At 42.4% G+C, this 16181-nt stretch carries 14 protein-coding genes and 4 pseudogenes; 11 read left to right on the top strand and 7 right to left on the bottom strand.

All coding sequences use genetic code 11. From position 1 onward, the window contains the following. The first annotated feature begins 15 nt into the window (after window positions 1-15). On the top strand, window positions 16-258 hold the full coding sequence (locus NST18_RS07895; protein WP_340721326.1) for a hypothetical protein: 243 nt from the start codon (window positions 16-18) through the stop codon (window positions 256-258). Between the two features lie 60 nt (window positions 259-318). Beyond that, window positions 319-591 carry a hypothetical protein gene (locus tag NST18_RS07890; RefSeq protein ID WP_021095624.1) on the top strand — a complete coding sequence of 91 codons (273 nt, stop codon included), beginning with the start codon at window positions 319-321 and terminating at the stop codon, window positions 589-591. Between the two features lie 312 nt (window positions 592-903). Here the strand turns inward: NST18_RS07890 and NST18_RS15190 are convergent. Next, window positions 904-1090: pseudogene (locus NST18_RS15190) on the bottom strand (IS1634 family transposase); the annotation flags it as partial. 246 nt (window positions 1091-1336) lie between these two features. Here NST18_RS15190 and NST18_RS07885 point away from each other — a divergent pair. The 4 genes and pseudogenes from NST18_RS07885 to NST18_RS15185 all read left to right on the top strand — a co-directional run. Further along, window positions 1337-1648 (top strand): metal-sensing transcriptional repressor, encoded by a 312-nt coding sequence (locus NST18_RS07885; RefSeq protein ID WP_004890079.1) that lies wholly within the window; start codon window positions 1337-1339, stop codon window positions 1646-1648. A gap of 15 nt (window positions 1649-1663) precedes the next feature. Continuing rightward, window positions 1664-4060: a heavy metal translocating P-type ATPase gene (locus NST18_RS07880; RefSeq protein WP_004890082.1), complete on the top strand. Its 2397-nt coding sequence runs from the start codon at window positions 1664-1666 to the stop codon at window positions 4058-4060. Between the two features lie 21 nt (window positions 4061-4081). After that, window positions 4082-4285: a copper chaperone CopZ gene (copZ, locus tag NST18_RS07875; RefSeq protein ID WP_035019187.1), complete on the top strand. Its 204-nt coding sequence runs from the start codon at window positions 4082-4084 to the stop codon at window positions 4283-4285. A 288-nt stretch (window positions 4286-4573) separates the two neighbouring features. Then, window positions 4574-4798, top strand: a pseudogene (locus tag NST18_RS15185) (hypothetical protein); the annotation flags it as partial. On the opposite strand, the gene NST18_RS07870 reads toward NST18_RS15185, so the two are convergent. Beyond that, the gene (locus NST18_RS07870; RefSeq protein ID WP_004890085.1) at window positions 4753-5220 is read right to left on the bottom strand and encodes a hypothetical protein; all 468 of its coding nucleotides are present in this window, start codon (window positions 5218-5220) and stop codon (window positions 4753-4755) included. The pseudogene NST18_RS15185 and the gene NST18_RS07870 sit on opposite strands and share 46 nt — an antisense overlap. Before the next feature lie 564 nt (window positions 5221-5784). On the opposite strand from NST18_RS07870, the gene NST18_RS07865 reads away from it, so the two are divergent. Continuing rightward, the gene (locus NST18_RS07865; protein WP_088223189.1) at window positions 5785-6966 is read left to right on the top strand and encodes an IS701 family transposase; all 1182 of its coding nucleotides are present in this window, start codon (window positions 5785-5787) and stop codon (window positions 6964-6966) included. Between the two features lie 115 nt (window positions 6967-7081). Here NST18_RS07865 and NST18_RS07860 read toward each other — a convergent pair whose 3' ends face one another. From NST18_RS07860 to NST18_RS07850, 3 genes and pseudogenes are all read right to left on the bottom strand, one after another. Continuing rightward, on the bottom strand, window positions 7082-8131 hold the full coding sequence (locus NST18_RS07860; protein WP_004890087.1) for a C39 family peptidase: 1050 nt from the start codon (window positions 8129-8131) through the stop codon (window positions 7082-7084). Between the two features lie 26 nt (window positions 8132-8157). Then, window positions 8158-9339: an IS701 family transposase gene (locus NST18_RS07855; RefSeq protein WP_340721325.1), complete on the bottom strand. Its 1182-nt coding sequence runs from the start codon at window positions 9337-9339 to the stop codon at window positions 8158-8160. Between the two features lie 116 nt (window positions 9340-9455). Beyond that, window positions 9456-9689, bottom strand: a pseudogene (locus tag NST18_RS07850) (multicopper oxidase family protein); the annotation flags it as partial. Between the two features lie 247 nt (window positions 9690-9936). On the opposite strand from NST18_RS07850, the gene asnB reads away from it, so the two are divergent. Both asnB and NST18_RS07840 read left to right on the top strand, forming a co-directional pair. Continuing rightward, on the top strand, window positions 9937-11829 hold the full coding sequence (gene asnB / locus NST18_RS07845; RefSeq protein ID WP_064214459.1) for an asparagine synthase (glutamine-hydrolyzing): 1893 nt from the start codon (window positions 9937-9939) through the stop codon (window positions 11827-11829). 213 nt (window positions 11830-12042) lie between these two features. Then, window positions 12043-12483: pseudogene (locus tag NST18_RS07840) on the top strand (AEC family transporter); the annotation flags it as partial. Between the two features lie 53 nt (window positions 12484-12536). Here NST18_RS07840 and NST18_RS07835 read toward each other — a convergent pair. Next, window positions 12537-12998 carry a GyrI-like domain-containing protein gene (locus NST18_RS07835; protein WP_004890116.1) on the bottom strand — a complete coding sequence of 154 codons (462 nt, stop codon included), beginning with the start codon at window positions 12996-12998 and terminating at the stop codon, window positions 12537-12539. Between the two features lie 191 nt (window positions 12999-13189). Between NST18_RS07835 and NST18_RS07830 the strand changes: the two genes are divergently transcribed. Both NST18_RS07830 and NST18_RS07825 read left to right on the top strand, forming a co-directional pair. Continuing rightward, window positions 13190-14563, top strand: a complete 1374-nt coding sequence (locus NST18_RS07830) for an IS1380 family transposase (protein WP_088223330.1) — start codon at window positions 13190-13192, stop codon at window positions 14561-14563. A gap of 337 nt (window positions 14564-14900) precedes the next feature. Next, on the top strand, window positions 14901-15164 hold the full coding sequence (locus NST18_RS07825; protein ID WP_230456179.1) for a GtrA family protein: 264 nt from the start codon (window positions 14901-14903) through the stop codon (window positions 15162-15164). Window positions 15165-15253: 89 nt separating this feature from the next. Here the strand turns inward: NST18_RS07825 and NST18_RS07820 are convergent, their stop codons facing one another. Beyond that, window positions 15254-16153 carry a LysR family transcriptional regulator gene (locus NST18_RS07820; protein ID WP_004890118.1) on the bottom strand — a complete coding sequence of 300 codons (900 nt, stop codon included), beginning with the start codon at window positions 16151-16153 and terminating at the stop codon, window positions 15254-15256. Between the last annotated feature and the right edge of the window lie 28 nt (window positions 16154-16181).

Below are 16181 nucleotides of genomic sequence, written 5' to 3'. Positions count from 1 at the left end.
TCATCAAAAAAAGGGATGTATGGATCATATATCCATAGAACTAACACCAAAATCAAAGTTGATTTCCAACCATCACGGATTCAGGAATTAAATCAATATGCGTTGGATTTGAGTAAGTGGCTTGAAAGTGTTCCAAGATTTCCTAATAGCGATGAAGTTGCAATTAAGTCATATGTAGACTATATTTATGAACAAGCATTTTCAAACAAATATTTAGATGAAAACGATGAAGATATTGATGACGTTGACCAATATTAAAATGGGTAAAGTTAGGTATCAGTCGGGTATAATTCACGTAATAAGTGGGGGAAATGAAAAATGAGCAAAGTTTATATTATTTCTGCTGCGGATGATAAGTCGGTTATTCTGGAATTACCGTCAACAAAAGAGGCTAAAATAGCCTACAAATACATTCGTTCTAAAACACCAGAAGCAAGCATTGGAGTATATGGTGCAAGAGATCTTCAAACATTTAGAAGAACACAAAGGACAATCGGACCTGCTACTGTGACGAGATCAGTTGAAACTTTTGTGAAAGCTTTGAACCTGAAAGAAAAATATATCCGGCGTGAACCAAAGACCACCTTATAAAAGAGGTGGTTTTCTTTTTGTTTTGATTGTCATGCCTGAGTTCGACAGTGACTAGGCAAACCAAATGTCTCTCATCCGTTGATACAAAAGGGACGAGAGGCATTTGGGCATACTTCGGGCGTGTATCTAGGTGCGAGGATGGATGCATAGAATCTTCGGAGGAAGTTTCAGCCCTAGAGCCGCAAAGAGTTGAGTCTGTTTGTCCGTCAGTTCGATTCGTTGAGAAAAGTCTCTGTTTTTGGAAGAAAAATGTCCAAGCATGAGACGCTCACACTCTTCTCTTACTTTCGGATATGATTCATGAGTCAGGGGAAAGGAATCGCAACTTTTGGCCAAACGCCCCAAGACAGCGCGATCCACCTCGTCTTCGTGCCCGAACGAATCCATCACCTTCGCTTTCGCATATTTGGACTTCGGGTTCCAATTCGTTGTGAGCAGGCTGGAGATAGGCCATGATCGTTCCATCTTTGTTTTTGCGTGTGACTCGTCGTATGTACATGCCTATATTATAATTGACCTGTGGTGCTAGTTGAGCGCTAGCGGTCAACTAGCACCACGAGTAAAGTTTTTATAATTTACATTTCGTACCCTCTCGACAAACTGAAGTGATAGAATTTTTGTTTCATAAAAAATCTACCAAAAGTGAATAGATCATGGGAAAACGTTGACGATAATAATGTTGTCAACACTTTCGTTGCTTTATATACCCATTACCGGTATAATGTAATTGAAGAGGTGATATTTGATGAACCATTGCGAAGATCATAATATGGATAAAAAAATGGTTCCGCGTACAGAAGAAGAGATCGAAAGCATTATGAAGCGCTTGAAGCGCATTGAAGGACAAGTGCGCGGGGTGCAAAAAATGGTCGAAGACAATCGGTATTGCATCGATATTTTAGTGCAAATTTCTGCAATCACGGCCGCGTTAAATAAAGTCGGATTAAATTTACTCGAACGCCATGTCAGTCATTGCGTTTCCAAGGCGATCCGTGAAGGAAGCGGAGAAGAATCGATTCGTGAATTAATGGATGTCATTAAGCAATTCTCAAAGTAAGGGAGGGAAAGGTGGATGGATGAACAAAGAACCGTGACACTGAAGGTGACTGGCATGACATGTGCCGCGTGTGCCAATCGGATTGAGAAAGTACTAAATAAGATGGATGGAGTAGAAGCCAATGTCAATTTGGCGATGGAAAAAGCAACGATTAAATATGATCCATCGAAACAAACAATCGCCGATATCGAAACGAAAATTGAGAATTTGGGGTATGGCGTTGCGACAGAAAAAGTGACGCTTGATATTGAAGGAATGACATGTGCGGCATGTGCGACACGGATTGAAAAAGGGTTAAATCGGATGGAAGGTGTGACAAGCGCTGCTGTAAACTTGGCGACAAACAGTGCTGTTGTCGAATACAAGGAAGGCGTTACATCTGTCGAAGACATTTTAGAAAAAATCAAAAAGCTTGGGTACAAGGGGCAGATTCGAAACGAAGAACAAGACGATGCTGGCCGGAAAGAAGAGCGGCTGAAACGAAAACAACGGCAACTCGCGATTTCTATCATCTTATCGTTGCCGCTGCTTTATACGATGCTTGCCCATATGCCGTTTGATATAGGCTTGCCGATGCCGCATCTGCTGATGAATCCGTGGTTCCAGCTTCTTTTAGCTACACCGGTTCAGTTCTACATCGGCGGTCCCTTCTATGTCGGGGCGTACCGGGCGTTACGAAATAAAAGCGCAAACATGGACGTTCTCATAGCGCTTGGAACATCGGCTGCGTACTTTTACAGCTTGTATGAAGCTTTTCGGACGCTTGGGAATCCTGAATATATGCCAAGATTATATTTTGAAACGAGTGCCGTCTTGATTACGCTTGTGCTTGTCGGCAAATACTTTGAGGATCTTGCGAAAGGGAGAACAACCGAAGCGATCTCTAAGCTGTTGAGCCTTCAGGCAAAGGAAGCGACTGTCATCCGTAATGGGGAGGAAAGAAAGGTTCCGCTCGAGGAAGTGGTGATCGGCGATACGATTCTTGTCAAGCCAGGAGAAAAAATCCCGGTAGACGGTACGGTCATCGCCGGGGCATCTTCCGTAGATGAATCGATGATTACTGGTGAATCGATTCCAGTTGATAAGAAGGAAGGCGACTATGTGATCGGGGCGACGATGAATACGAATGGCGTACTGACCATTCGTGCCGAAAAAGTCGGAAAAGATACCGCGCTGGCCAATATCATTAAAATCGTTGAAGAGGCGCAAGGGTCGAAAGCCCCGATTCAGCGGATGGCGGATACCATTTCCGGCATTTTCGTACCGATTGTTGTAGGAATTGCTGTCGTTGCATTCATTATATGGTACTTCTTTGTTGCGCCGGGTGATTTGGCAAAAGCGCTTGAAGTGGCCATCGCTGTTCTTGTCATTGCGTGTCCTTGTGCGCTCGGTCTTGCCACGCCGACATCGATTATGGTCGGTACAGGAAAAGGGGCAGAACAAGGAATTCTCTTTAAAGGAGGTGAGTACCTAGAGGGAACGCATAAAATCAATGCCGTATTACTGGATAAAACAGGAACAGTGACAAAAGGAAAACCGGAAGTGACAGATGTGTTACAATTCCAAGAAAACATGCTTGACTATGCCGTTTCAGCCGAGAGCGCTTCAGAACATCCATTGGCACAAGCGATTGTGGCTTATGGAAAAGAAAACGGAATTATCGCGCAGCCGTTGACGCAATTTTCTGCGCTTGTTGGACATGGAATTGAAGCAACGGTGAATGGAAAACATGTACTCATTGGCACACGAAAATTAATGAACGAACGAGGGATCGAAATCGCCGAACATGAACTAGCCATGATAAAGCTTGAAAACGAAGGAAAAACGGTCATGCTCGTTGCCATCGACGGACAGCTTGCTGGAATGATTGCTGTTGCTGATACGATCAAGGAGACATCAAAGCAAGCGATTGCGACATTAAAACAAATGGGCATCGATGTATATATGGTGACAGGCGATAACAAACGAACAGCCGAAGCGATCGCCAAACAAGTCGGCATAGAACATGTGTATTCGGAAGTGCTTCCGGAAGACAAAGCGAACATCGTCGAGGAATTGCAAAAGCAAGGGAAACGAGTGGCGATGGTCGGTGATGGAATTAACGACGCTCCAGCTCTTGCGAAAGCGGATATTGGGATGGCGATTGGCACAGGCGCAGATGTCGCGATTGAAACGGCGGATGTGACGCTTGTTGGCGGCGATTTACTGCATATTCCAAAAGCGATTGAACTGAGCCGGCAAACGATGCGCAACATTCGGCAAAATTTGTTTTGGGCTTTGTTCTATAATACAGTTGGCATTCCTGTAGCCGCTCTCGGATTATTGGAACCATGGATCGCTGGGGCAGCGATGGCATTTAGCTCTGTATCCGTTGTGACAAACGCGCTTCGTTTGAAACGCGTGAAAATATAAACATTTAAGGAGGAATGGATGATGACGATTACGTTACAAGTACAAGGAATGACATGCGGACATTGCAAAGCGGCGGTGACAAATGCACTTCAAACGTTAGATGGAGTCAGCCGCGTCGAAGTACATTTGCAAGAAGGTACGGTTGATGTGGATTATGATGAAACAAAAGTAAGCGTAGAAAAACTAAAAGAAGCGATTGAAGAGCAAGGATATGATGTGAAGTAAGGGAGAAAAGGGTATTCCTCTGTCGAAGGGATGCCCTTTTTGTAGTATCGAAAGTTTTTTTCTTTTTATGAAGAATAATGAAAAAACGAGATGTTATAATTTATAATGAAAATAACAGGTATGTATAAAAGTAAGCGTCAAACTCTTCCCACCTAGTTTTATCCCTATATCCATGTCATAATTTCTTTCAAAATCTTAATTAAAGCAGTTTAGATATGGATAAAATTGAAAATTATTCGTGGGGATCATAACGGATTTTGGTTGTATTATTGCTGACTCGAACGTGGAACATTTGATTGGCCTTCTGAGCATCACTCGGAACCTTTAAAAATTAGTCCACGCCAATTACGCTGGCTACTCGATGGACTATCATTCGACCAGAAACAAGCTCACTCTTCTGTAACCGCAAAGAAAGTTATTAATCTTTGTTGGCTTATTCCCTGGTCGGGCTGGTTGAGCGCTGAGGCTCAACTAGCACCACGGGTTTTTGTAAACAGTTTTTGTATGGAATAAATTAAAAGAATACTTGAAATAAAGATTAACAACGTATAAGCATTAACATAAACAGTATTTGTATATTGATTTATCCAGCTAAAACGGTAGATTCTAGAATTTATGTTAGATGGGGGTCCTCCGAGTTGTTTAATTAAGTCTAAAACATATATAATTTCTAAAAAAGCGGACATGCTTAAAATACAGAGTGAACCAATACTCATAAACAACAAACCTCTCTTTGAGATACTCATGTTAGTGAGGATTTTCCATAACCCCCTCCCAAAGAACAAAAATGAAATTGCAGCTAACATAATAATAAGAAGCCCTGGATTTCCGTTCCCTGAAGTTACGTGAGGCTCTATCGTAAAAAGTTCCGTTAGATATAACATCAATAAACAAACTAAAAATGATATAATAAGTTGTTTAGAGAATAACTTCAATATAATTCCTCCTCGTATAGTATGTTTAGAAAGATTTTTAAATCGAATTTCCAGTTCGATATGCTCCTTGACAATCGCATATTCTTGGGTGACTTGCCCACGGGGGAGGGGCGCCCCTCCCCCGTGGGTCGCAAACATATTTCACAAACATCGGGGTTGGACTTTTCGCGATGTTCCTAGATAATGATCTTGAGGATCATCGGGGACACTCTTCTTCCTTCTGTAGCCTTGACTACTCGTGAAGTCTGTCTCCCCGGCTCCTGTTCGTACGTCTAACCCGCAGGCTGTTCCCGTTGGTTCCCCATGCTGGAAGGAGCAGCTTCCAGGCAGCCCATGGCCCAACGTGAGTTCTCATACGCGAGGGTGACTGGTCAACAGGCGCGGTCCGGGGGCATCCCGAAGAGTCCCAACCCCACGATCCTACTTATCCATTTTTATAAATTTACTGTAGATGAGCAAATTTACTAACATAAATTTACAACCAAACAAAAAAGAAGACATGAACCCGATTCCTTGGTTAGAATAGATGTGCCAACAAACCATTCACAAGGAGGTTCATGTCTCATGAATAGATTAGCACATCACCAAGGAATCCACAAGTTTTTGACGATGTTGGGGTTGGCCCTTTATTTCTCGAAACCTGTCATGAAGCATCTCGTTCATATCGTGGATGCGATGATTACAAAGGGCTTTTCGGGAACGCTGACCGATCTACATCATGGGAGTTTTCATCCGAACCATCGCACGACACTGAGCCATTTTTTCACGAAAAGCCCATGGGAGGAAGAGACGCTGCTTCGCAAACTCCAACAGTGGGTGCTTCATCGTGTCGAACGCAGCTCGAAACGAGAGAATCAACCCATTTTTGTTTCGATCGATGATACGATTTGCCAAAAAACGAAGCCCTCGTCACGGGCAACACACGCCATTCAAGGGTGTGATTGGCACTATTCTCACGCAGAGAAAAAGTCGATCTGGGGACATTCTCTCGTTTGGCTCATGGTTCATACGATGACCCAAGCGTTTCCTTTTGCCTTTCGCCTCTACGACAAGACGGTGGGGAAAAGCAAAGGGGAACTCGCGATCGAGATGCTTTCTTCGTTGGATGTGAGTCGACCCGTTTATGTGCTCATGGACTCTTGGTATCCATCGAAAACCCTCGTGGGAGCCTGCTTAAAAAAAGGGTTCCACGTCATCGCGATGCTGAAGACGAATCGGATTCTCTATCCAAAAGGGACGGCCATTCAAGCAAAAGAATTTGCCAAATCTATGGAGCCACGGGATACCCGCCTCGTCACGGTGGGAAAAGAGCGTTATCGGGTGTATCGCTACGAAGGCGCTCTGAACGGTCTCAAGGATGCCGTGGTGCTGCTCGCATGGAAAGCCGATCAGCCGATGACGCCGAAACATCTTCATTGCGTCTTGAGCACCGATCGCGAGCTAAGCGATGAAGAGATCTTGCGCTACTATGCTGCACGTTGGTCGATCGAATGTTTTTTCCGTCAAGCGAAAGACCAGCTGAAACTCGATGGATACCGCGTTCGCGGGCGTCGGGCGGTGAAACGGTATTGGATCTTGGTGCAACTTGCGTATGTGTACAGCATGTTCGAGTCTAACAGTGATTTTTCGGATGGGCTCGATCTCCTGCGCAAGAGAAAAGGACATAGCCTCGTGGAGTTCATTTATCGTGCAGCAAAACAAAATATTCCCATTGATACCGTGAAAAAACAGCTCCACGTGGCATAAGGGGTACCCTGTTTGTCTCTTTTTAAATGGTAATTATTGTAACGAAAATTGCTCAACTACAGTAAATTTATATGAATGATAAAAGCCCTTAATTAACATAAGGGCTGTTTTATGTTTAGGATAGCCACGCAAAATCGATGTCTTGGTCATCGTCTGTCCAATCAAACCAGTGCGTACCTGTATTATCCGCACCATTATCAGGATCTTTGTAAGCGACATGTAAATCGCCTGCATAAGAACCGTTTTTATCATATCCAATTCCACAAACAAAATGATATTCGATTGATGTTCCACCAGAGTCAAATAAATCAAAACGGATGGCAACAGGATCGTTGCTATCTATGGCACCAATAAACTTAGAACTATTCCCAACCGCATCTGTTACTGTATTAGAGCTCCAAGCATTACTTGTATGGTAAACGTGTGTAAGAGCACCGTTGGCCCACATTGTAATTGTTGTTCCTAACCATGTACTCCCCATCTCGTTATAAAGATGATTAACTAACGCGGCCCATGAGCCATAATAAGCGTTATCTCGAACATTATAACCTAACTCATCATGATAATAATCCATAATCATAGCGGCTACTGTTGGACCACAAGCTGAATTCGGATTATTAATTCCGGAACTACGCTGATAGATACGGTCAACGCCACTTAATACTTTATAGTCTGTAGCGGCGATAGATACCATTCCGTTGCCACTATCTTTCAACAAACCGTCCCAACCTGGGCTTCTCTTATCACCTTTTTTCAACGATTTTAATTGTGCTTTTTCAACTTTTTTATACTCTTCTGTTCCATCTTTTTTTTCGTCTTTTAATTTCTTTAATGTTGCAGATTTAGCCTTCTCAAATTTTTCTTTTACCTCCTTACCGCTTTTACCGAAGCTAAATTTGTTTACACCGAAATAGTAAACTTTTTCATCTTTCATTTTTTTATTCAGAGTTTCTTCTAGGTCTACATCTACACCATACTGTATCATAGGATCTATTGTATCAACAGCTGAAGTAATAAAATAGCCTTTTGTCTTTTCGGACTCCACAGCGAAATAATATCCCACAACGGTATCATCAATATCGTAGAGATGTTCTTTAAATACAATTTTACCGTCTCTTAAATTATATAACTGTAGTTGAGCAATTTTCGTTACAATAATTACCATTTAAAAAGAGACAAACAGGGTACCCCTTATGCCACGTGGAGCTGTTTTTTCACGGTATCAATGGGAATATTTTGTTTTGCTGCACGATAAATGAACTCCACGAGGCTATGTCCTTTTCTCTTGCGCAGGAGATCGAGCCCATCCGAAAAATCACTGTTAGACTCGAACATGCTGTACATATACGCAAGTTGCACCAAGATCCAATACCGTTTCACCGCCCGACGCCCGCGAACGCGGTATCCATCGAGTTTCAGCTGGTCTTTCGCTTGACGGAAAAAACATTCGATCGACCAACGTGCAGCATAGTAGCGCAAGATCTCTTCATCGCTTAGCTCGCGATCGGTGCTCAAGACGCAATGAAGATGTTTCGGCGTCATCGGCTGATCGGCTTTCCATGCGAGCAGCACCACGGCATCCTTGAGACCGTTCAGAGCGCCTTCGTAGCGATACACCCGATAACGCTCTTTTCCCACCGTGACGAGGCGGGTATCCCGTGGCTCCATAGATTTGGCAAATTCTTTTGCTTGAATGGCCGTCCCTTTTGGATAGAGAATCCGATTCGTCTTCAGCATCGCGATGACGTGGAACCCTTTTTTTAAGCAGGCTCCCACGAGGGTTTTCGATGGATACCAAGAGTCCATGAGCACATAAACGGGTCGACTCACATCCAACGAAGAAAGCATCTCGATCGCGAGTTCCCCTTTGCTTTTCCCCACCGTCTTGTCGTAGAGGCGAAAGGCAAAAGGAAACGCTTGGGTCATCGTATGAACCATGAGCCAAACGAGAGAATGTCCCCAGATCGACTTTTTCTCTGCGTGAGAATAGTGCCAATCACACCCTTGAATGGCGTGTGTTGCCCGTGACGAGGGCTTCGTTTTTTGGCAAATCGTATCATCGATCGAAACAAAAATGGGTTGATTCTCTCGTTTCGAGCTGCGTTCGACACGATGAAGCACCCACTGTTGGAGTTTGCGAAGCAGCGTCTCTTCCTCCCATGGGCTTTTCGTGAAAAAATGGCTCAGTGTCGTGCGATGGTTCGGATGAAAACTCCCATGATGTAGATCGGTCAGCGTTCCCGAAAAGCCCTTTGTAATCATCGCATCCACGATATGAACGAGATGCTTCATGACAGGTTTCGAGAAATAAAGGGCCAACCCCAACATCGTCAAAAACTTGTGGATTCCTTGGTGATGTGCTAATCTATTCATGAGACATGAACCTCCTTGTGAATGGTTTGTTGGCACATCTATTCTAACCAAGGAATCGGGTTCATGTCTTCTTTTTTGTTTGGTTGTAAATTTATGTTAGTAAATTTGCTCATCTACAGTTTATCATTTATTTGTAATAATGCTTCCTTAGCAGTAAGATTAATCTCTTTACCGGATAAAACTTCTGTATTGGTTGCCAAAGGCAGTTTCTTACTGGAGTCCTGTGCGGTGTTTTCTTCCTTCATATTCATGTTGGACATGTCGTGTCCTTGCATCGAAGAATTATTTGAGCAAGCTGCACTCAGCGCAATGACTCCTACCAATACAGTTCCTAACCATAATTTCTTCATCGCTTTCCCTCCATAAACTTGTGATGTAAGTCATAGTAACATCATCATAAAAAATAAATGTGCAAAATGTATGGAGAAAAGCTTATAAAGACAGTGGTCAAAATTTATGGTATAGTCTTTTATGTGAATGAGAGTTTTTGTTCATCATTTCTCCACATTTTATTGTTTAAATAAAATAGCAAAAACGAAACAGCAAGTTTAATCATTCTCATGTGCAAAATGACGACTAGATGGAGGAAACTGTAGGATGTGTGGTTTTGTTGGCTATATCTCTGATGTTCCGAAAGAGATAAATAGTAACTGGAAAGAAACGTTCCAAAACATGAACGATCTGATCACTCATCGTGGTCCGGATGATTATGGCTATTTTTTTGATGAGCATGTAAGTTTTGGATTTCGACGTTTAAGTATTATTGACCTTGAAAGTGGACATCAGCCACTATGTTATGAAAATGAGAGATATTGGATTATATTTAACGGGGAAATTTACAACTACGTCGAGTTGCGTGACGAATTAATCAAGAAAGGGTGTTCGTTTTCTACCCATTCTGATACAGAAGTGATCGTTGCTTTATATAGTATTGAAAAAGAAGACGTGGTAAATAAACTTCGTGGCATGTTTGCATTTGTGATTTGGGATAAACAAGAGAAAGAAATTTTTGCAGCACGTGACCCGTTCGGAATTAAACCTTTTTTTTATGTAGAAAAAGACGATCATCTGTTTGTCGCTTCTGAAAAGAAAAGCATTTTATATGCTCTTGAACACGACGAACTAAATCATGAAGCTTTGCAACATTATTTAACCTTTCAATATGTTCCAGAGCCATTGACAATGTCTGCTCACATTCGTAAGCTAGAACCTGGACATTATATGAAGAAAAAAATAGGAGAAAAATTAAATATCCAGCGCTATTGGAAGGCTACATTTCATCCAATTAATCAATCGGAAAGTGAACTCGTCAAAGAAATTCGACAAGTGTTGTTTGATTCGGTAAGTATTCATATGCGTAGCGATGTTCCGGTCGGCTCATTTTTGTCAGGAGGAATTGATTCTTCGCTTATTGTAGCTATTGCAAAACAATTTCATCCGCATATCAAAACATTTTCAGTTGGATTTGCGAGAGAAGGATTTAATGAAATTGATGTAGCAAAAGAAACGGCAGAAAAGTTAGGAGTTGAAAACATCAGTTACATCATTTCTCCAGACGAATATGTGGAGGAATTGCCGAAAATTATATGGCACATGGACGATCCATTAGCAGATCCTGCAGCTGTCCCTCTTTATTTCGTAGCAAGAGAGGCTAGAAAACATGTAACCGTTGTTCTTTCTGGCGAAGGGGCGGATGAGTTGTTCGGGGGATATAACATTTATCACGAACCAAAATCTTTACAAATATTCGAGAAAATCCCGAGTTTCATACGATCTATTTTAGCGATGATCGCAAAAGTATTGCCAGACGGGGTAAAGGGGAAAAGTTTTATTGAACGTGGGATCACTCCAATCGAACAACGTTACATTGGCAATGCAAAGATGTATAGTGAGCGGGAAAAGAGAGAATTGTTGAAAGTATATGATCCAAATGTATCATACACCAACATTACCGCACCGTTTTATCACGAAACAGAAGGATATCCTCCGATCAACCGAATGCAACATATTGATATTCATACGTGGTTGCGAGGCGATATTTTGTTGAAAGCAGATAAAATGACAATGGCTCATTCTTTAGAACTGCGCGTCCCTTTTCTTGATAAAAAAGTATTCGAAGTAGCCACGAAAATCGCCCCGGAAATGAAAGTCAAAAATAAAACAACCAAGTATATTTTGCGAAAAGCAGCAGAAGGAATTGTTCCGGATCATGTTTTACATCGCAAAAAGCTAGGCTTTCCTGTTCCTATTCGGCATTGGTTAAAAGATGAAATATATGACTGGGCGAAACGTACGATAAAAGAAAGTGAAACAGATCATCTATTTCATAAAGATGTATTGTATCGTCTGCTAGAGGAACATTGTCAAAACAAAGCGGATCATAGTCGGAAAGTATGGACAGTACTCACTTTCATGGTTTGGCATCAAGTGTATGTCGAGAAAAAATATCACTTTATGAATGAAGAAGAAAAAATAAAACTGTTCGTGTAAATGGTTAGTTATGTTCGGAGCTTCTTTTTATCTAGGAGCTCCTTTTTTATTGCGTTTTATGCATACAATAATATAAAGGTAGCGTCAAAAAATCTATGAAAAGTCATCACGGGCTACCTTTTGAAGGAAAATAAAGAGGATAGTGGAATCAAAGGAGGAGAAAACATGGAAAATCAAACAGGTTTTCGTGTGAATGTGCAACGTTTTGGCAGTTATTTAAAAAATCCAATTATTTACGCACTTATTCTCGGTGTGATGTTTCGATTCGCTCATATTCCAATACCATCGTTTATTTGGCAGCCGCTCGAACGTGTAGCCGATGCCTTTTTGGTGATTGCTTTGCTGACGTTAGGTGCTCAACTCGCCTATATGAATATGAAGCGGCTTCCTCGTCTTATGTTTATAACGAATGGTAGTCGTCTCGTTTTATCTCCTTTGATCGCTTTTTTAATCGTTTCACTTTTACATATCAAAGGGACGACAGCTCAAGCACTACTCATCGCTAGTGCATATCCTTGTTCACGAAACACAGCGTTGTACGCATTAGAATATAATCATCATCCAGAGTATGCTGCTCAAGCTGTATTTTTATCTACGTTACTTAGTCCGTTGACGGTATCGGGTGTCATCGGGCTTGCCCGTGTTTGTTTTTAACTTGCATGCCAAAGGAGTGCTCTGCTCCCGCACCTTTGGCTATGTTTGTTCGGTTATTTACGTATAACGGGAACCCATAATTCATTTTCAGGACGGTGATCCGGCGCATAATAACATTCAATACACGGAGCATCAGCAAGTTCATATTGAGAAAAAGGAAGCCATTCATATAATTGATTCCACGCCTCAGTTACGTTTGAAATCACCACCCACGTGTCATGTTTGATCGTCATATATTGCATATCGCTCGGAACTTCCCCGTCATAACGTATTCCCATAAAATAAGTAAACTGTTCGCCTGTTATTTTAGCTTCTTCCCCACAAACACCCAACAGCCCTTCAAGTGTGCATTTTGGATGCTCCCATGAGAGATCGATCAGTTTTTGCATAAATCCATCTTGTTCGGCATAAGCCCAAAGCGAAGGAATCATTTGGAATGCTTCGTCTGTTTTCACGCGGTACCCTTTTCCTACAATGGTTAATTCAAATGGAATCGTCTCAATTTTGTGCTCCATGTTTGATAGCTCCTTTTATTGATATGGATATTTTTGTGTGAATTGAAATTCCTCACCTTTTTATATTAACATAAAAATCCAATATGAGTTTGTACCTGAATCCGTGACAAAACATCTTTACAATGGTCGCAAACCGTTGATACGATAAGGGAAAACGACGTTGACGATTCTTCATCAAGTAGGTGAATGTGATGAAAGATTTCCCGATTCGGTTTGTATTGACAGATGAAGCGATTACTCCAAGTGCTGGGCTTGCTCTCGTGGGCTACTTACTGCACCAAACGAAGCTGGATAAACGAGTAAACGCCCTTCGGCTCCCAACGGTTCGTCGAGATGTGCACATTTCCCATAGCGATGTCATTCGCTCGATGATTGGCTTGCTTGCCACAGGAAAAACGGATTTCGATCATATCGAAGCGTATCGTCAGGACGATATCTTTTCGGCATCGATGGGGATTCAGCACGTGCCTTCCTCCCCAACGTTGCGACAGCGTCTCGATCAGCTCGCTTGTCTTCCGATGACCGAAGCAATCATTTGGGAGGAATCGATGCGTCTGTTGGTTCGACAACACGCTACCTTGTCCCCTTGTTGGGCGAAAGGGAAAACGACATGGCTTCCCCTTGATATAGATGCTTCCCCATTTGACAACTCCGATACGAAGAAAGAAGGAGTGAGTCGAACGTATAAAGGATTTGACGGTTTTACGCCGTTGTTTGCGTACGCAGGGAAGGAAGGGTATATCGTTCATGCCGAGCTGCGTCCAGGGAAACAACATGTACAAGACAACATGCCTTCGTTTTTAACTACCGCTATCCGTCGAGCTCGTCCGCTGACCTCGTCTCGTCTGCTTGTCCGCATGGATGCAGGGAACGATGCGGAAGCGAATGTGCACGTATGTCTAAAGGAAGACGTGGACTTTGTCATCAAGCGAAACTTACGCCGAGAATCGAAAGCGCTTTGGTTCCAGATCGCTTCGCAAAAGGGCAGACGCGTCGATGATGGACAAACAGAAGGAGTACAAACGTATGAGTTATGCCTTCCACAGACAGCAGCAATCGATGGACACACGTATACGTACGTTCAAGTCACCCAAGTGACGGAACGAACGATGGAACGAAATGGACAGCTGATGCTCGTTCCTGATTACGAAGTCGAAAGCTACTGGGTGCGCCTCGAAGGATACGAGCATGTTCGAATGAGTGATGTGCTCGCATTGTATCACGATCATGCGACATGCGAACAGTTTCATAGCGAACTGAAAAGCGACTTAGATTTAGAGCGACTTCCATCAGGGAAGATGAAAACGAATGCGCTCGTGTTAGTCATGGGAGCATTCGTGTACAACCTTCTTCGCCTGATTGGACAAGATCTATTAAGCGATCCGAGACATCCATTACATCATAAAGTGAAACGCCGCCGCATCAAGACGATCATTCAGACGGTGATCACGATGGCAGGTCGACTCGTCCGCCGATCACGACAGATCTGGATGAAACTGACGCGAAGGAGTGGCTATAGCGAGCCCCTACTGAACATTTACATAAAATGGAGAGAAGGAGCATAACGAACGATTGTTCGCAATTCTGTACTCATCCTAACCCTCTGTCCTTTTTTGTTTTTTCTTTGGTTTATATACCTAAAAAAGATATTTATTTCATTTCTGAGAGTGAAGATGACATCTGTTTTAAACATAAAAAGGGAATGGTGGATCACACATCCATAAAACCAGCAAAAAAGTCAAAGTCGATGTCAATCCATCACGGATTCAGGTTTGTAAATTTTTTAAGAAGGTGTTGCATGGCATGGTTCGTTTTACTGTTGTTGGAGTGAGTAATACATTTGTGGATTTTTTGTTATTTTTCTCCCTCATAGCACTTCATGTGCCATATATGTGAGCACAAATGTTTGGCTATAGTGCAGGTGTGATCAATAGCTACATATGGAATCGGGCGTGGACGTTTCGATCAGTAGGAGGGGGGAAAAAACAATTCGTTCGTTTTCTTGCCGTAAACCTTTGTTCTCTCATCGTGACGATCATGATGCTACACGGTTTCAGAGAAATGTTTCCGATTGTTTTAAACAAAATGATAGCGACGATAAGCGGAATGGCGATCAACTGGATCGGAAGTCGTATGTGGGTGTTTTCTACAAAAAGTGTGTCGTAAAGATAAACTTTTAGGTTACGTGGTTGGAGTTGTCGGCATCGATTTGTCTATGTAGTCACACAGTAAGCCAGTTGCGCTTATCAGCTGGCTTACTGGTATTGATTTAACGTAGCAAAAAATTGTTTTACGAACTGATAAAATACGTTGACAGAAGGTGCGAGGTCACATTTTGGTAAAATGATTCCGACGTTGCGACGAACGAGTGGAAATTCGATCGGGACTTTCGCTGTATAACGAAGTGTTGTTCCGTAAAATGTGCTTTCAGGGAGCAGAGTTACCCCGATTCCTGCCGAAACGAGTCCTTTGATCGCGTCTAAATCTTCCCCTTCCGACGAAATGATTGGAGAAAAGCCGGCTTGTTTACAAGCATCTTCGACTATTTTTCGCAAAATAAATCCTTGGGGAAACATGATAAACGGTTCGTGCCGCAATTCGCTTAAAGCAATGCTTCGTTTTTGACTAAGTGGATGATCTGTCGGAATGAGTGCGGCGAACGACTCCGTAAATAAAATATCCCCTTGAATGCCTTTTTCTTCTGTCGGCACAGGACCTAAAAAAGCTAAATCAATTTCCCGTTTTTTTACCGCCTCAATTAAAAATTTATATGAGCCTTGACGCAGATGGAAAGAAATATGAGGGTGTTGTTGCTTAAAAGTTGAAATGACCATTGGCATCGTATAGCTTGCGAGACTTGTTGGAAAACCAATTTTAATCGTTCCTCGTTCAGGGTCTAAATACTCCTCAATTTGTTGTTTCGCATAGTCAATTGCTTTTAATGCTAATTCAATATGTTGTAAAAAGTGACGGCCGATAGGTGTTAATTTGACATTCCTTCCTTCTCGTTCAAATAACTTAACCCCGAGTTCATCCTCTAAATTTGAGATTTGGCGGCTGACAGCGGATTGAGCGACATGTAACGCTTCAGCAGCCTCCGATACATGTTCTCGTTTGGCAACTTCCGTGAAATAAATCAATTGTCTTAATTCCATTTTTTCCACCTCTTTCTATTGTTCTCGA

This window comes from Anoxybacillus sp. FSL W8-0104 (genome assembly GCF_038004465.1).
Lineage (GTDB): Bacteria > Bacillota > Bacilli > Bacillales > Anoxybacillaceae > Anoxybacillus > Anoxybacillus flavithermus_G.
Note: the sequence above shows the minus strand (reverse complement) of the source record. Positions and strands in the feature narration are given on the sequence as shown.